This is a genomic window from Kitasatospora sp. NPDC056783, assembly GCF_042789895.1.
GTDB lineage: Bacteria > Actinomycetota > Actinomycetes > Streptomycetales > Streptomycetaceae > Kitasatospora.
Map to the genome: position 1 here is coordinate 1 of NZ_JBHUAF010000192.1, position 15,357 is coordinate 15,357.

General features: G+C 72.6%; 16 protein-coding genes. 8 read left to right on the plus strand and 8 right to left on the minus strand.

The annotated features are described in order from the left end of the window. The 4 genes from ACFRMQ_RS24755 to ACFRMQ_RS24770 form a co-directional block, all read left to right on the plus strand. Positions 1-885, plus strand: an 885-nt coding sequence (locus ACFRMQ_RS24755) for a JmjC domain-containing protein (protein WP_380732792.1), incomplete at its 5' end; no start/stop codon positions are given. Next, positions 882-1,691, plus strand: coding sequence for a hypothetical protein (locus tag ACFRMQ_RS24760; RefSeq protein WP_380732793.1), 810 nt, complete (start codon positions 882-884; stop codon positions 1,689-1,691). The genes ACFRMQ_RS24755 and ACFRMQ_RS24760, both read left to right, overlap by 4 nt. 107 nt (positions 1,692-1,798) lie before the next feature. Then, entirely contained in the window at positions 1,799-2,998 is a 1,200-nt protein-coding gene (locus ACFRMQ_RS24765; protein WP_380732794.1) for a YcaO-like family protein, read from the plus strand. Then, positions 2,989-3,693: a TfuA-like protein gene (locus ACFRMQ_RS24770; protein ID WP_380732795.1), complete on the plus strand. Its 705-nt coding sequence runs from the start codon at positions 2,989-2,991 to the stop codon at positions 3,691-3,693. The genes ACFRMQ_RS24765 and ACFRMQ_RS24770 overlap by 10 nt, the downstream gene beginning before the upstream one ends. Positions 3,694-3,803: 110 nt before the next feature. Here the strand turns inward: ACFRMQ_RS24770 and ACFRMQ_RS24775 are convergent, their stop codons facing one another. The 6 genes from ACFRMQ_RS24775 to ACFRMQ_RS24800 all read right to left on the minus strand — a co-directional run bounded on the left by ACFRMQ_RS24775 (position 3,804) and on the right by ACFRMQ_RS24800 (position 8,961). After that, entirely contained in the window at positions 3,804-4,133 is a 330-nt protein-coding gene (locus ACFRMQ_RS24775) for a winged helix-turn-helix domain-containing protein (protein WP_380732796.1), read from the minus strand. Then, complete coding sequence (locus ACFRMQ_RS24780; RefSeq protein ID WP_380732797.1) at positions 4,130-4,786, minus strand: hypothetical protein; 657 nt, start codon at positions 4,784-4,786, stop codon at positions 4,130-4,132. Before ACFRMQ_RS24780 ends, ACFRMQ_RS24775 begins: the two co-directional genes overlap by 4 nt. Positions 4,787-4,969: 183 nt before the next feature. Then, complete coding sequence (locus tag ACFRMQ_RS24785) at positions 4,970-6,448, minus strand: alpha/beta fold hydrolase (RefSeq protein ID WP_380732798.1); 1,479 nt, start codon at positions 6,446-6,448, stop codon at positions 4,970-4,972. Between the two features lie 298 nt (positions 6,449-6,746). Further along, on the minus strand, positions 6,747-7,655 hold the full coding sequence (locus tag ACFRMQ_RS24790) for a transporter substrate-binding domain-containing protein (RefSeq protein WP_380732799.1): 909 nt from the start codon (positions 7,653-7,655) through the stop codon (positions 6,747-6,749). Between the two features lie 20 nt (positions 7,656-7,675). Further along, on the minus strand, positions 7,676-8,515 hold the full coding sequence (locus ACFRMQ_RS24795; protein ID WP_380732800.1) for a hypothetical protein: 840 nt from the start codon (positions 8,513-8,515) through the stop codon (positions 7,676-7,678). Then, positions 8,512-8,961, minus strand: coding sequence for a hypothetical protein (locus ACFRMQ_RS24800; protein WP_380732801.1), 450 nt, complete (start codon positions 8,959-8,961; stop codon positions 8,512-8,514). The genes ACFRMQ_RS24795 and ACFRMQ_RS24800 overlap by 4 nt, the downstream gene beginning before the upstream one ends. A gap of 216 nt (positions 8,962-9,177) precedes the next feature. Between ACFRMQ_RS24800 and ACFRMQ_RS24805 the strand changes: the two genes are divergently transcribed. Together ACFRMQ_RS24805 and ACFRMQ_RS24810 are read left to right on the plus strand one after the other, a co-directional pair. Next, positions 9,178-9,468 (plus strand): DUF4291 family protein, encoded by a 291-nt coding sequence (locus ACFRMQ_RS24805; RefSeq protein ID WP_380732802.1) that lies wholly within the window; start codon positions 9,178-9,180, stop codon positions 9,466-9,468. Between the two features lie 233 nt (positions 9,469-9,701). Continuing rightward, complete coding sequence (locus ACFRMQ_RS24810) at positions 9,702-11,006, plus strand: serine hydrolase domain-containing protein (protein WP_380732803.1); 1,305 nt, start codon at positions 9,702-9,704, stop codon at positions 11,004-11,006. A gap of 295 nt (positions 11,007-11,301) precedes the next feature. Here the strand turns inward: ACFRMQ_RS24810 and ACFRMQ_RS24815 are convergent, their stop codons facing one another. Beyond that, on the minus strand, positions 11,302-12,705 hold the full coding sequence (locus ACFRMQ_RS24815; RefSeq protein WP_380732804.1) for an MFS transporter: 1,404 nt from the start codon (positions 12,703-12,705) through the stop codon (positions 11,302-11,304). Between the two features lie 178 nt (positions 12,706-12,883). Continuing rightward, a complete protein-coding gene (locus tag ACFRMQ_RS24820) occupies positions 12,884-13,456 on the minus strand; it encodes an NADPH-dependent FMN reductase (protein WP_380732806.1) in 573 nt (190 codons plus the stop codon). A 230-nt stretch (positions 13,457-13,686) separates the two neighbouring features. On the opposite strand from ACFRMQ_RS24820, the gene ACFRMQ_RS24825 reads away from it, so the two are divergent. After that, positions 13,687-14,562 carry a pirin family protein gene (locus tag ACFRMQ_RS24825; protein ID WP_380732808.1) on the plus strand — a complete coding sequence of 292 codons (876 nt, stop codon included), beginning with the start codon at positions 13,687-13,689 and terminating at the stop codon, positions 14,560-14,562. Between the two features lie 114 nt (positions 14,563-14,676). Continuing rightward, the gene (locus ACFRMQ_RS24830; RefSeq protein ID WP_380702061.1) at positions 14,677-15,318 is read left to right on the plus strand and encodes a TetR/AcrR family transcriptional regulator; all 642 of its coding nucleotides are present in this window, start codon (positions 14,677-14,679) and stop codon (positions 15,316-15,318) included. Positions 15,319-15,357: the final 39 nt, after the last annotated feature.

The window sequence follows — 15,357 nt, forward strand, 5'->3', positions numbered from 1 at the left end:
CTCGTGAGGGGAGAACCGCCGGTGCCGACGAGCACGCTGACCGATCTGCTGGAGGAGGGCAGCGACCTCCGCGCGGCCTACCACGCGAGCGACCCCCTCGTGCTGCGCGGCGCGGTGGCCCTCGACGGCCTCCCCCGCGTCGACGACATCCTCGCGCTGATCGACGGCAGCCTGCTGCGCCGCCCCTACTTCTCCGTCCTCCAGGAGGGCCTGGCGCCCTCCGACAGCGAGGTCCTCGCGACCCGCGAGGTGGCCGGCACCCGTGTCGACGGGTTCATCGACCCGGTGGGAGTGGGCCGGCACCTCGCGGACGGCGCCACCCTCAAGCTCAACCAGGTCGAGGACTGGCACCCCTTCCTCCGGGACGTCAACGACGCGCTCGACGCGGTCTTCCCCGCCGAGTCGAAGGCGTTCCTCTTCTACACGCCGGCGGGCAAGCGCGGCATGCTCCCGCACCGCGACGGCTCCCGTGTCATCGCCGTCCAGCTCCAGGGCGCCAAGGAGTGGCACCTGTACGACACGCCGCCGGAGGCCGGTGCCGGGCTGGACGTGGACACCTCCAAGGAGCAGGTCGTCGTCCTCGAACCCGGCGACCTCCTCTACCTGCCGCACGGCACCGGGCACGCCGCCACCGCGGTCGACCGCGCCTCCCTGCACGTGACCTTCACGCTCACCGAGCCCCCGCCGTCGGCCCTGGCACAGGCGTACATCGACGAGTGGATCGCCTCCGGCCGCCCCGCCGAGGCCGGCCGCGGCGCCACCTCGGCACTCGCCCGGGCCGCCGCGCTGCTGGCCGACCTCAAGGACTTCGCCGCCGGCGTCGACGGCGCCACCCTCGTCGACCGGGCCCTCACCACCGCACGCCTGCGGGACGGATCACGATGACGCGGACCGAACCCCACGCCGACGCCGACCCCGGCCTCGCGCACTGGCTCACCGAACGCCGCGACGGCCCGGCCGCCCACACGGCCCTGTCCGGCGCCACGACGCTGCCGACCGCCGCCGACGTACTCGGCACCATCGACTGCGGCCTGCTCGCCCACCCCTACCTGGAGGTCTACCGGGGCGGCGCCAGGCTGCCGGCCGCCGAGGTCTTCACCGCTCGCAGGGTCCAGAACCACAAGGTCACCGGCTTCGTCCACCACCGCAACGTCACCGGGCAGTACCGGGCCGGCGCCACCCTGCGGCTGCCGTCCGTCAGCGACTGGCTGGCCCCGGCCCGGCCCGCCCTCGCGACCGTCCGCGAGGCACTCGGTCGGCACGTCGAGGCGACCGCCTACCTCGCGGCGGCCGGACACCCGGTGGCGTACGCCGAGGCGGCCGCGGACGCCGTCGTCCTCGTCTGCTCCGGCAGCGTCACCTGGCACACCGGCGAGGCGGACTCCGCTCCGCTGGAGGCCCCGGCCCGCACCGCCGTGTACGTTCCGGCCGGCACCACCCGGGGCGCCCTCGCCGGCGACGACGGGGACTGCCTGCTGCTCGTCCTCGCCGAACGCCCGCCCGCCACGGCCGAGATCGTCAGGGCCCTTCGGCGGACCGGCCTCGCCCACCTGGAGCGGCAGGAGGAGCACCGGAGCCACCACCTGATGCCCGTCGACCGGAAGGCGGACTGGGTGCTCGGCCAACTCGCCGGGTACTTCGCCGCGTTGGACCCGGTCGAGCTCCTGCGCCTCACCGCCGACCGCCCTTGACCGGCCCGGCCACCGACGGTCCGGGAATCCCGGCCGCGACGAAACCCCCGCGCCGGCCACCGCAGGCCGGACGCCCCCGACCAGCGGGACCGACCGGAGGATCCCCCGTGGACCAGAGCCTCGCCCTGCGCAGCCGTTCCCTCGACGAGGTGGAGTGGCTGGCGCAGTCGCTGTTGGAACGGGTCGGGGTCACCCGGGTCAGCGAGGTGACCGACCTGGACGTCCTCGGCATCCCGGTCTTCCACTCCGTGCGCCCGCTGGCCGCCCCCGGACTCAACACCGTCACCAGCGGCAAGGGCCACACCCGTCAAGGGGCCCGGGTCTCGGCGATGATGGAGGCCATCGAGCGTCGCTACTGCGAACCGGACGGCCGCCCCGAACCGCCGCTGCCGTACGCGGTCATGAACGAGCGGATGCCGACGCTCGACCCCCGGCGACTCGTGCCCCGCCGCGGACACCACTGGACGCCGCGGACACCCACCACCTGGTGGCCGATGCACTGCCTGCGCAACGACGTCGACATCGCGGTACCGGCCGTCGCCGTCTTCACGCCCTTCCCCCACGAGGGCGGGCTGATGTCCTCCAACACCATCGGCCTGGCCGCGGGCAACGACCCCGTCGACGCCACCGTGCAGGCGCTGTACGAGGTCATCGAACACGACAGCACGGCCTTCGGCGAGAAGCTCGGCCTCGGCCACCGCGTGCCGGTCGACACCCTCCCCGACGCGCACCGGGAACTCGTCGAGCGCTTCGAGCGGGCCTCGATCAGCGTCACCGTCCACGCCTACACCGGCGCCCTGCCCGTACCCACCTTCTTCGTCACCACGGACGACACCCACTCCCGCGACGGCATGCTCTTCACCGGAGGAGCGGGCTGCCACCTCAACCCGGAGATCGCCCTCATGCGGGCGCTCACCGAGGCCGCGCAGTCCCGCCTCATCGTGATCGCCGGGGCGCGCGAGGACCTGGAGGGCCAGGCGTACCGGCGCCACGCCTCGTACGACGAACTGCGCGACTACCTCCACAACTGGAGCGAGGGCCGGCCGTGGCTGCCGTTCCACGCGATCCCCGACCGCAGCTCCGGCGACAACGCGACCGACCTGGCGTTCCTGCTCGACCTGCTCGGGGAGCACGGCCTGCACCTCGTGCTGCGCACCAGCCTGGCCCCGGAGGGCCTCCCCTTCTCCATCGTCAAGGTCGTGGTTCCGGGCAGCGAGTTCACCCACGTCGACCACCTGCGGGCCGGGGTGCGCCTGCTCAAGGCCCGCTCGGCGGAACGACCGGATTGGACGGCGGCATGGCGGTGACACTGACGGTGTACGCGGGCAGTTCGCTGCTGCCCCGGGACACGCGACGACTGTGCGAGACCGCCGACTCCCTCGGGGTCGGCCTGGTCCTGCGGCCGCCGATCATCCGCGGCGACCTGCTGCGGACCCCGGTCGAGGGGAAGTGGAACAACCGCACCCTGATCCTGGACGGGGAGTTCGGCCAGAACCTCGCGGTCTCCGTCACCGAGATCCGCGAGTACCTCGCAAGCGGCCTCTACCTCGCCGGCGCCTCGTCCATGGGCGCGCTGCGCGCCGTGGAGTGCCGCACCCTCGGCATGATCCGGCACGGCTGGGTCTGCGAGCAGTACCTCGCCGGGCACGTCGACTCCGACGCCGAGGTCGCCCTGCTGATGGACCCGGTCACCAGCGAAGCCCTCACGGTGCCGCTCGTCAACGTGCGCTGGCTGCTGCGGCAGCTGGGCGACCTCGGCGAACTGGACACCGCGACCGCCGCCACCGCCCTGGAGGCCGCCCGACGCGTCGGCTACCGAGCCCGGATCCCCGAGGCGCTCGTCGGCGCCTTCCGGCGCGCCCTGCCCACCGACGCCTCGGATCTGCTGGCGCGGCGGCTGGAACCCGAACGGCTCCCCGACTGGGACCGCAAGCGGCTCGACGGCATCGAAGCCGTCGAGGCCGAACTGCGCGCCCTCGCACGCTTCCCCGCCCACGCCTGACATCTGACACCGGCCACGGTTCCGGCAGCAGGACCACGCCCCGCGGCGCCCCACGCCCGACCGGGGCGAGGGGCGCCGACGCGAGTGCCCCACGGCACCCGGCGGACGGCTCAGCCGGGGTCCACGTCCTGCTCCGCCGCCTCGATCTGGTCGATCAGGGCCTTGAGCGCCGCGACCTCGTCCTGCAGGGCCTTCCGGCCGTCCTTGGTGAGCTGGATCCAGGTGCGGGCTCGCTTGCCCTCGTAGCCCTTGTCGATCGTGACCAGCCCCGCCTTCTCCAGCACCCCGAGGTGCTGGGAGAGGTTGCCGCCCGTGAGGCCGAGCGAGCCGCGCAGAAACGTGAACTCCACCCGCCGGGCTTCCCTGGTCACCGCGAGGATGCCCAGGCGGACCCGCTGGTGCACGACGTCGTCGAGGCTGCTGGTCGGGTGTTCGGTCATGCGGCCGACCGCTCCTTGACCCGCGGCAGCAGGGCGAGGCCGACACCGCCGAGCAGCAGCACTCCCCCCTCGACCAGGATGCCCGGAAAGCCCCATGGTGAACGGTCGGAAAGGTCGGTGGTGCTGAGCATGGCTCCAAGGTACCCGCAGGCGATGGCGAGCAGCGCCCAGCTGCGCTCGATCCGGGCGAGCAGCAGCAGCGCCAGGCCGATCGTTCCCGCCGGGCTCACCACCGAGTTGAGGACCGGGGCGAAGGGGGAAGGCTCGCGCAGATCGGCGAGGAATCCCGGGTGCTGGGCCTCCCACAGCACGTAGCCGGTGATGAACACGACCAGGGCGATGCCCAGCGCCAGGTACGGCCCGACCCGGGTGCCCAGGCCGAGGCGCGCGGAACGGCGCCAGTAGAACCAGCCGATCGCGGTGTAGGCGAGTACCAGCGCCACCGGCCAGTACCACATGGCCGGCGGCAGGTCGCCGTTGTGGTCGCCCTGGCCGTAGCGGACCACCGGCGCGTCGGCGAAGCGCACGGCGGCGAAGACGAGGAGCGCGAACCAGGCACCGCGCTGTTCACGGCGGACGTGGCGGACCAGGGCCCGCTTCATCGCCAGGAGGTTGCGGGGGTCGCTCGGGGACGGGGCATCGTTTGTCGTCACGCCCAACAGGTTTGCATGACAAACCGTTTGTGTCCAGAGACCTATTTGCGAAACCCGCCGCAGCCCTCAACCCTTCGCCCGACGAACCCCGTTGGCTTTTCTCCGGCCACCTCGCCCGCGAGGACGACCCCGGCCACCGCCGGACCGGTGTCCCGGTCCGCTGCGGGGGCGGCGCCGCGGCCGCTACACGCCCCGCGGCTCGAACGGCCGGTGGTCCGGGGCGCAGACCGTCCCGCGCGGCGGCAGTTCGCCGTCCACCAGGTAACGCTCCTCGTAACCGGCGGCGCAGGCGCTCGGGTTGCCGAGGACGGTGTGCCCGTGGCCGTCGACGGTCAGCAGCCGGGCTCGGGCGAGGGAGTCGGCCATCGCCCGGGAGCCCTCGTACGGCCAGGCCGGGTCACCGGTGTTGGCGACGACCAGGACGGGCGCGGCGGTGGGGCGGTTCCAGGGGCCGTCGTAACGGTCCCGGGCGGCCTCGGACGGCCAGGACGCGCAGCGCCGGGTCTGCCACACCCAGAACGGGCCGACGGCTCCGGAACGCGCTCCGGCGAGGTCCGCCAGTGCCCCGTGGTCGGTGCCGGCCGGCGGGTTCGCCGCGTCGGCGCACAGCACGCCGAGGACCTGCGCCTGCCCCGACGGGCCACCGGTCGGCAACGGGGCCGACGGGGTGTCGGGGGCGGTCCACAGCCCCTGCAGCCACCCGCCCAGCGCGGCCCAGCCGGTGTCGGGGACACCCGGCACCGGCGCCGCCGCGTACAGCTTCGACACCACGGCGGACACGGCGGAGGCGTAGTCGTGGGTCTCCGCCCGAGGCGACGTGCCGACCGTGACCGGCCCTCGGCGCAGTCGGTCGAGCAGCCCGTCGAACTTGGCGCGGGTCGCCTCCGCGCCGCCCGCCGAGAAGGCGCAGGCCTCGGGGCCGGCGGCGGCGCAGCGGTCGAGGAACGCGTCGAGCGCGCGGGCCGAGGCGAGGTCGCTGCCGGCGCGCAGGAACGGGGGCAGCTCCCGGTCGCGCGGCCCACGGCCGGTGGACCAGGCGGCCGGGTCGAGGGCGCTGTCCAGGACCATCGCGCGGACCCGGCCGGGGAACAGGTTGGCGTACGTGGCGCCCAGCAACGTCCCGTAGGAGGTGCCCAGGTAGCTGAGCCGCTCGTCGCCGACGGCCCGACGCAGCACCTCCATGTCGCGTGCGACGTCCGCGGTGGACAGATGGGCCATCAGACCGGTCCGATCACGGTCCGCGCACTGGCGGCCCAGGCGCGCGTAGGTGTCGGCCCAGACCGACCGCTGCTCCGCGCCGACCGGGAAGCCCACCGGGAGCCGGCCGAGCAGGTTCCGCTCGGCCGCCGGGTCGGGGAAGCAGTCGAGCGTGGTGGAGGCGCCGGTGCCGCGCGGGTCGAAGCTGACGATGTCGAAGCGCTCGCGCACCTGCTCGGGGAACAGGCCGTACACGGCGGGCAGGGCCGCGGTCCCGGGTACGGCCGGGCCGCCCGGGTTGAAGAACAGCGAGCCGATCCGGTGCGCCCGGTCGGTGGCGGGGCGGCGGATGACGGACAGCCGGATCGACCGCCCCCGCGGGTCGCGGTGGTCCAGCGGGACGGCGACGGTGTCGCACTCGAAGCTCGGGTCCGCGCAGGGCTGCTTCCAGTCCGGTCGCGGCACCGGCGGGGAGGATCTCCCTCAGAAAGTGTTGGGTCATTGATCAACTGCTGGGCGTGATGTGCTGGTGGTGATCTTCGCGGTCGAGGTGCCCGCGGAGATCACCACCATGTGTCCGTGCGTGCAAACCGTCGTACGGTTCGTCATCGACGGATGCCCAGTGGGCGGTGCGGCAGCCCGCCGCCTCGCCGACGACCTCAAGAGCGGGTAGCCACCCGGTTACCCGCTGCTTTTCCGAGCCGCACCGGGCGGACGGGGACGGAATGCCGGCCGGTCCGGTGTCCGCCCGGTTCGCGGGCCGTCACCCCGCGTGCCCGGCGTCCGGACGGTCCTTGCAGGACAGCGCGTCGATGCTGGACTCCGTCGGCTTGGCCGCATCGCGCAGCTCCTTCGGGACCTTGGGCAGGTCGTGGTCGAAGTCGCGCGTCCAGTCATTGTCTGTCGCGTACTCCTTCAACGCGTCCCGAAGCCGTTCGCAGTCCTTGCGGTGGCCCTTCGCCAGGGCGATGCCGTACTGGTTGGGCCTCCCGAACGAGATCTTCGGCACGACCGTCAGCGTGCTGTCGGAGTCCATGAAGCCGTAGAGGATCAGCAGATCGGTGGAGACCGCGTCGGTATCGTTGGCCTTGAGCGCCTTGATGCAGTATCCGGCGTCCTCCTCCACGCGCACAGTGAACCGTTGGGGGAGTTTGTTGAGCTCGACATCGGAGGTCGTGCCGCCCCAGACGCACACCCGTTTGCCGTTGAGGTCGTCCAGGGTGTGGTACCGCCCCTCGTCCTCCTTCCGCACCAGCATGCCCTGGGGGGTCGTCGCGTAGGGGCCGACGAAGTCGAGCCCTTCCCCCGGGGGAGTCGCGTCGACCGGGCGCATCCGCTCGTCGGTGATCGAGAAGGTCGCTGCCACGAGGTCGAACCTCTTGCTACGGAGCTCGGCGGCCCGGTCCTTTGAGATGACCCCGCCGAAGTCCGCGGGCCCCGCTTTGATCCGTTTCAGGAGCTCCCGGGTCACCGTGATGTCCAGCCCGGTGAAGGTGCCGCCGTGTGGCTGGTAGCCGGTTCCCGGCTGGTCGGTCTTCGCGCCGACCCGGACCCGCTTCGCGTCGGCGAACAGCGAAGGCTCCGGCTCCGCCCCGCAGCCCCCGGCGACGACCAGGAGGGCCGCCATGGCGGCGGCCCGGGCCGCCGACGCCCCTCGTATCGTTCCCGTCATGTGTACTTCCCGTTCCCTTGTCACGTGTTGAAGAGCGTTCCGCTGACCTTCGCCACACGCACCTGACAGCCCTGCGAGGTCTGCACGGCGACCTGGATGGTCATCCCTCCGTGCTGGCCGCCGAGGAAGAACTCCACCTCCGACTGCGCCGGAACGTCTCGTGCCGACGGGGTGACACCCGAGGTGGTCACCGTCAGGGTGGCGGTCGTCTGGTGGATGCAGGACGGCAGCCTCGGATCCGCGTCCGCAAGGGCCAGTTCGAGCTTCAGCCGGTTGCGGGCCTTCCCCGGCGCCGCGGGAGGCACCACGAGCTTCCACGTTCCGGGCCCGCGGTCGCCGTCCTGTACGGCTATCCCCACGGGGATCTCCCCGTTGCGCCTGACATCCGTCAGCGCGGTCAGGGCGAGCAGCGAGAGCACCATGGTGGACACCACCAGCCACCACCAGGCCCTGGCCGGCCTGCCCGGGGCCGCCCTCGCCGGAGCCGGGTCTCCCGGACGCCGCAAGGTCGTCGTCATCCCGGCGACGGCGCACCAGACCGCCAGGCCGAAGCCGGCGCCGATGGCGAGGTAGAACCAGAGGAACTGGCCCTGCGGGCCGCCGGGCCAGCTCAGGACCGCAGAACCCGCGACGCCCAGGGCGAGCAGCAGCGGCAGCAGCGCCACGGCGGAGTAGAGGTCGAAGCTCCTCCAGATGAACGTGGCGTGGTCGCCCACCCGCTGGGTGGCGACGGACTGGCCGCCGTAGGTGGCGCTGTTCGACGAGTGGTCGCCGGCCGGAGGCCGTCCCGCCTGCTCGGAGGCGGCCGACCGGCCGGTGCGGTCGGCGCTCGGGTGATCGTCGGGTGGAGGTTTGCTCATCCCTTGCCCCCGAAGTTGAAGGTGGCGTTGTCCCCGACCTTCTCGATGGCGGGCGACTGGTCACCGTAGGTGGTGATCGTGACCGGGCCGGACTGTTCGGCGTGTACCGCCCGGACGGCCTCGACGAGCCGTTCCGGGGCGAACCCGTTCGTCGCGCCGCCGCGGAGCCAGGTCGAGAGCGCCTCGGCCAGGCGGACGCGGTCGGCCTCGCTGAGACCGTTCAGCAGGAGGTCGACCTCCTCCTCGGGCAGGTTGTGCCGGACCAGCGCTCCGGGTACCTCACCGGAGCTCCGGCCGAAGAGCCGGCGGAAGAATCCCTCGCCCGCGTCCACCGTTCCGGTGGCGACGCGCTGGGCGGCCTCCTGGGCCAGGTGCGTCCCGAAGGTCGTCGCGGCGACGGTGAAGTACGGAGCGATCGCGGTGATGTCGGTCAGCAGTTCGGACATGACTTCCGGCCCCCCAAGGCATCTCGGCCACACGCTGTCAGCTGTGTTGACAGGGATGGTAGCGACAGCGGGGCCGTCGCGCATTCCTCCCTGACGGATGGTCAGATCACTTTCCAGCAACGATGGTTGTGACGGATTCCCAGTTCGCCGCAACAGGTTTGTGAGCAGCGGAAACCCGCTCGACCCGACCCGGGGGCCCGCGGCAGAGTCGGCACCATGCACCAGCTGCACGGGATCCGGGCCGACTTCGACACCGCCACGGTCGTCGCCCACCAGGCGTACGCGCCCGCCGTGGCCGACCCGGGGCTCGCCGCCGGGCGGCTCGTCCCGCCGTTCTCCTTCGGGCGGATGACCTGGATCGAGCCCTCGTTCCGCCGACTGGTGCACCGCGGCAACCGGGCCCGCAAGCCGGGCCGGGAGCGTGTCCTCGCAACGCCAAGCTCGGGCGTCCGCGCCCTCGGGGGTTCGAGCACGGTTCACGGACGCGTCAAGGCCCCGCCGGGATGATTCACCGAATTCCTGACTCATCATCACGTCGGATGCCGGACCCGGAGTTCCCGGGGGTCGGCCTCCGACTCGGGGAGGTCCGACACGCCGGAGGAGTGTCCACCCGCAGACGGAGCCGCTGTGCACCTGTGGGTGGACGACCGGTTCGTGACCCACCTGACAAAGTGTCAGCCCCTCGCACTTTTTCGGATGTCGCGAAAGCCGCCGGCACGGACGCAGGAGGATTCATGAGGGTGGCGGAGCACCGGAACGGAACGCGGACGGCGCCGGACGTACGGGCCCGCGCCGGACGGCGCGGCCCGGCCGTGCGGGTCGTCGCGCTCGCGCTGGCGGGCGCGGGCCTGGTGGGCGTGACCGCCCCGACGGCCGGCGCCCTCGGCACCGGGCCGGCCGGAGCGGCGGCCGTCGGCGAGGCGCGGCCGGGCACCGGCCCGGGGGCGGCCGGCCACGGCCCGCACCGGGGCGGCGTGGACGCCCGGGCGCTGAACGAGGCGCTGGAGGGCGTGGTCGAGGTCGGCGGGGCGTCCAGCTCCCTCGCCCGGGTCTCCGAGTACGGGCGCACGGCGTGGAAGGGCACGGCGGGCGTGGGCGACGTCTCGACCGGCGTCGAACCCTCGGCGGACGGCCGGTTCCGGATCGCCAGCATGACCAAGACCTTCGTGGCGACGGTCGTCCTCCAGCTGGTGGGCGAGGGGCGGTTAGGGCTGGACGACAGCGTGGAGAGCCTGCTGCCGGGCGCCGTCCCGGGCGGCGCCTCCATCACCGTGCGCCAGCTGCTCAACCACACCAGCGGGCTCTTCGACTACACCGAGGACCCGGCCGTCAAGCTCGACCCCGAGACCTGGCTCCGCGAAGGGCGCTGGCGGAGCTGGACGCCGCAGCAGCTCCTCGCGGTGGCCAACAGCCACCCGCCGCACTCCGCGCCCGGCACGGACTGGTACTACGCGAACACCAACTACCTGCTGGCCGGCATGATCGTCGAGCGGGCCACCGGCCACGACTGGCGCCGGGAGGTGGAGCGCCGGATCATCGACCGGCTGGGGCTGACCGGCACCTCGATGCCGGCCCACGCGACGGGGATACCCGGCCCGCACGCGCACACCTACCTCGATCTGCCCGGCGGCCCGGTGGACGTCACCGAGATGGAACCGAGCGAGATGGACGCGGCGGGCGTCGGCATCTCGACCACCGCGGACCTCAGCACCTTCCTCCGGGCCCTGCTCGGCGGTCGGCTGCTCCCCGCGCCGCTGCTCACCGAGATGCTGACGGTCGCCCCGGCGAGCGGCGGTGCCCAGTACGGCCTGGGGATCGGCCGGTTGACCACGCCCTGCGGCGAGGTCTGGGGCAACAACGGCAGCACCGGCCGCGGGCACAACAGCGCCCTCTACGGCACCCTGGACGGCCGTCGGCTGGTGGCGGTCTCGACCAACGGCTACCGCGACACCGGCCAGGGCTGGGTGACCTCGAAGAAGCTGCTGGCCACCGCCTTCTGCGGCCGCCAGCCGGCCACCGCGAGCAACGCCACCCCGACCGGCTGACCGGCTGACCGGCTGACCGCCGACTGGAGGACGTGGCCGACATCGTGGCCTTCCTCGCCTCGGACGACGCGCGTTGGCTCACCGGCAGGGTGATCGACGCCGCCGGAGGCTCCGGTGCGGCTACCAGCTCCAGTTGACACATACCGGCGGTAGTTGTCACCAAGATCAGCCGGCGACGCTTCTCTGACGGCTCCGACCTGCTTGGACCGCGACCTCTTCTGCGCCTTCCTACCGGACCTCTCGGCAGCCTCGAGCCCACGCTGACTGTCCTGACAGGTCGTGGGCATCCCGCCGGCTAACCCAGTCGTTCAGGCCTGCGTGCCCGCGAACCTGCGGCGGTGAGTGCCGCGGCCAGAAGGAATGCGATGGCCGCGATGGCGAAGGCGTACGTGTAACCGCCGACCGCGGCGGCCGAGGGGGTGCGGCCCGCATGGGTGAGGGCGGCGGTGCGGCTGTCGGCGAGCGAGGCCAGCACAGCCACGCCCATGCTGGGGCCCGTGAGCATGGCGGTGTTCACGACGCCGGCTGCCAGGCCGGCTTGCCGCTGGGGGATGCCCTCCACCGCTGTTGTCACGGCGGAGGGGATGGTCAGTCCGATGCCGAATGGCAGGACCAGCAGGCCGGCGAGGAGCGGTGTGCCCAGCGGGCCTGTCGGGGTGAGGCGGCTGATCAGCGCCAATCCCGCTGAGATGACCAGGAGCCCGACCGGTGCGATCTTGCGGGCGCCGAACCGTTCGACGAGGCGCCCGGAGAGCAGGCCGGTCGCCGAGAGGACGACGGTGTACGGCAGGTAGGCGGCGGCGGTCGCCAGCGGTGACCAGCCGCGTACCTGCTGGAAGTAGAGGGAGAGGAGGAAGGCTGTGGTGGCGCCGCCGGCCGGGCCGAGCATGGCTGTCAGCAGGGCGGCGACGCGGGCGGTGGATGCGAGCAGCCGTGGTGGCAGCAGCGGGTGGGCGATCAGGGTCTCGACGACGGCGAAGGCTGCGAGCAGCAGAACGCCTGATCCCAGTGGGAGCAGGACGACGGGCGCGCTCCATCCGTGGGGGCCGGCCATGGCGAGGCCGTAGCCGAGCGCGCAGAGTCCGGCGGGCGCGAGCACGGCCCCAGCGACGTCGACACGTCCCGGTGATGGCGTGGCCCCACGGGGCAGCAGGCGCGGCGCGGCCAGTACGACGCCGAAGGCCACGGCGGCGAGGACGGTGAAGACCCAGCGCCAGGTGAGCAGGGTCACCATCACGCCGCTGATCAGGATGCCGAGGGCGGCGCCGATGCCGCCGAGTGAGCCCCAGACGGTGATCGCCCGTGCTCTGCGCGGGGGGTCGGGGAAGACGGCTCCCAGTAGTGCCATCGCGGCCGGTGCGGCGAGCGCGGCTCCGCAGCCCGCTATGAAGCGAGCGGCGATCAGCACGGGCGCCGTGGTGGAGGCGGCGGCGACGGCGGAGCCGAGGGCGATTGTGCCGGTGCCCAGGGCGAAGGTGCGGCGCTGGTTGGTCAGGTTGGCCAGTCGGCCGCCCAGGAGCAGCAGGCCGCTGAAGGCGAGGCCGTATGCGGAGCCGGCGAGGACGAGTTGGGTGCGGGTGAGGTCGAGGCCGCGTTCGATCGCGGGTCCGGCGGCGGAGGTGATGGTCACGCAGGCGTTGACCAGTACCTGGATGGTGGCGAGCAGGGCGAAGCGTCGGCGTGTGGTGGTTGGGTGCACCGGGTTCGGTGGGGTGTGTGCCGAGGCGGTGGCCCCGGTGGCGGGGTGGGGGGTTTCGGCGGACGGGCTGGGGTGGGGTGTGAGGGAGTCCACCGCATCTCCGGTTGTCTCGGGGCGAGGCTCCGGCGCGGGGTGGCGGGGGTTGAGGTGGGCCCGCGCCGGAGCGTGTTCGCGTCGATCAGGCGGCGGCGTGGGTCCGCGACGAGCGGATCTTGTTGCCGAGGGCCAGGAGGAGGTCCTGCAGCAGGCTGATGGTTGCCTCGTCGGTGAGGTTGCCGGCCTGGTCGAAGCGGTCCTGGGAGCGGAAGACGTGGACTTCGGGCTTGGTCACGAGCTGCGAGTCGGTCCACAGGAACATCTGGCGCAGCGCGAGCTGGGCGCGCACGGTGCCGAAGTTGCTCATCGCGGTGCCCGCCAGCGCGATGGGCTTGCGGTTGAGGGAGGAGTGGCCGCTGGGCCGGCTGGCCCAGTCCAGGGCGTTCTTGAGGACGCCGGGGATGCCGTAGTTGTACTCGGGGGTGGCGATCAGCAGGCCGTCCGCTTCGGTGATGCGGCGGCGCAGCTCGGCGACCGCGGCGGGCGGGGTGTCGGTGTCCTGGTCCTGGTCGTACGGGGGGATCTCGCGCAGTGCGTCGTAGATCTCGACGGCGAACCCGTCGGGAGCGAACTTCTGGGCGGCGCGCAGCAGGGCCGAGTTGTGCGACCGGGTGCGCAGGCTCCCGGAGATGGCGAGGATCTTCAGCTCGGACATGGTGATGTGCTCTTTCATCAATATCAATGGGTGACCGGCGCAAAAGCCGGTGTCGTTCAGGCGCGGATCGGGCTCGGCCGCTGGGGGTCGGTTGGGCCGGAGCGACCCAGTCGAATGGACTGTACAGTACAGTACAGTACAGAAATGCGGAGGCGCTGCCCCACCGCAGTACCCGCAGGCCGCCTGGGCACGGGTACGCCGGCCATAGCCGTCACCATCGAAGGAGAGCGATGAACACCCCGACCACCACCACCCGCTCGGTCGCCACCGTCGTCAGCCCGATCCACACCCGCGAGGGCGAGGGGTTCCCGGTCCGCCGCCCCTTCCCCACCCCCGACCTGGCCTTCCTCGACCCGTTCCTGATGGTCGACCAGGTGGGTCCGGTGCAGCTCGCCCGCGGCGAGGCGAAGGGCGCACCGCCGCACCCCCACCGCGGCTTCGAGACGATCGCCTACGTACTCGAGGGGGACATCGAGTACGCCGACTCCGAGGGACACCGCGGCGTCGTCCCGCCCGGCGCCGTCCAGTGGCTGACCGCGGGCAGCGGCATCGTCCACTCCGCGATGCCCACCGCCGGCTTCCTCGCCTCCGGCGGCCGCCAGCACAACCTGCAGATCTGGGTCAACCTCCCCTCGCGGCTCAAGGGCATCGCGCCTCGCACCCAGAACCACGGCGCCGACGCGATCCCGGTCGTCCGCATCGAGGACGGCTCCCGGCTGAAGGTGATCGCGGGCCGCACACACGGCGTCACCGGCCCCTTCGACACCCACGTGCCGGTACTCGTCGCGCATGCCACGCTGGCCCCGCGATCGACCGTCAGACTGCCCATCGCACAGGGCCACAACGCGGCCGTCTACGTCCTCGCGGGCAGCGCGAACGCCTCCGGGACCGAACTCCCGGACGGCCACCTGGGCGTACTCGCCGACGACGGCGACGCCGTGGACCTCACCGGCGGCCCGGCCGGCGCCGACGTGCTCTTCCTCACCGGCGAGCCGATCGGCGAGCCCGTGGTGCGCAGCGGCCCGTTCGTGATGAACGCCAAGGACGAGATCGCCCAGGCGTACGCCGACTACGCCGCCGGACGGATGGGATTCCTCGCCGGGTGAGACCGGCCCCGGGCCGGGGGGCACGCGCCCGGGCCCGGGGACCTGTACCCGCAGGTATAGTTCACGAGCCGGTGGGAGCAGTCGGCCCGCCTTCCGATCCACCGGAGGACCCCCATGACCGCACAACCCGCCGTCGGCCGCACTCCTTCCGGAGAACGCGCGGAGCGCAAGCGCCGGGACATCATCGCCGCCGCCCGGGAGGTCTTCCTCCGCGAAGGCTTCGGCGCGGGAATGGACCTGATCGCACGCGAGGCGGGCGTGTCGAAGATGACCGTTTACAACCACTTCGATTGCAAGGACACCCTCTTCACGGCCGTCATCGGACAGGCCCTGGAGGAAGCACTCGACACCGCCAGCCGCCTGGCGGTCGTCGACGCCCTCGGTGCCTCCGACGACGTACGCGCCGACCTCATCGCGGCCTGCCAGGCATGGGTCGCCGGCCTCGCCGACCCCCAAGTCCTGGCCCTGCGCAACCTCGCCGCCGGGGAGGTACGCCGCTTCCCGCAACTCGGGAAGGCATGGCAGGAACACGGCCCCGGCCGCTTCCACACCACACTCGGCGCCGCGCTGCACCGCCTGGTCGAACGCGGTCTGCTGGACATCCCCGACATCGACCTCGCGGTCCTGCAACTATCGGGCCTGGTCCTCTCCCCACACCTGGTGTACAGCGGCTACGACAACGCCCCCGACACCGAGCTCACCGACCGCCTGATCACCGGCGGCGTCGACATGTTCCTCAGCCACTACGGCCGATGAGCCGAAGCGGGCCAGACCACCCGGCCGACCGGCTCCGAC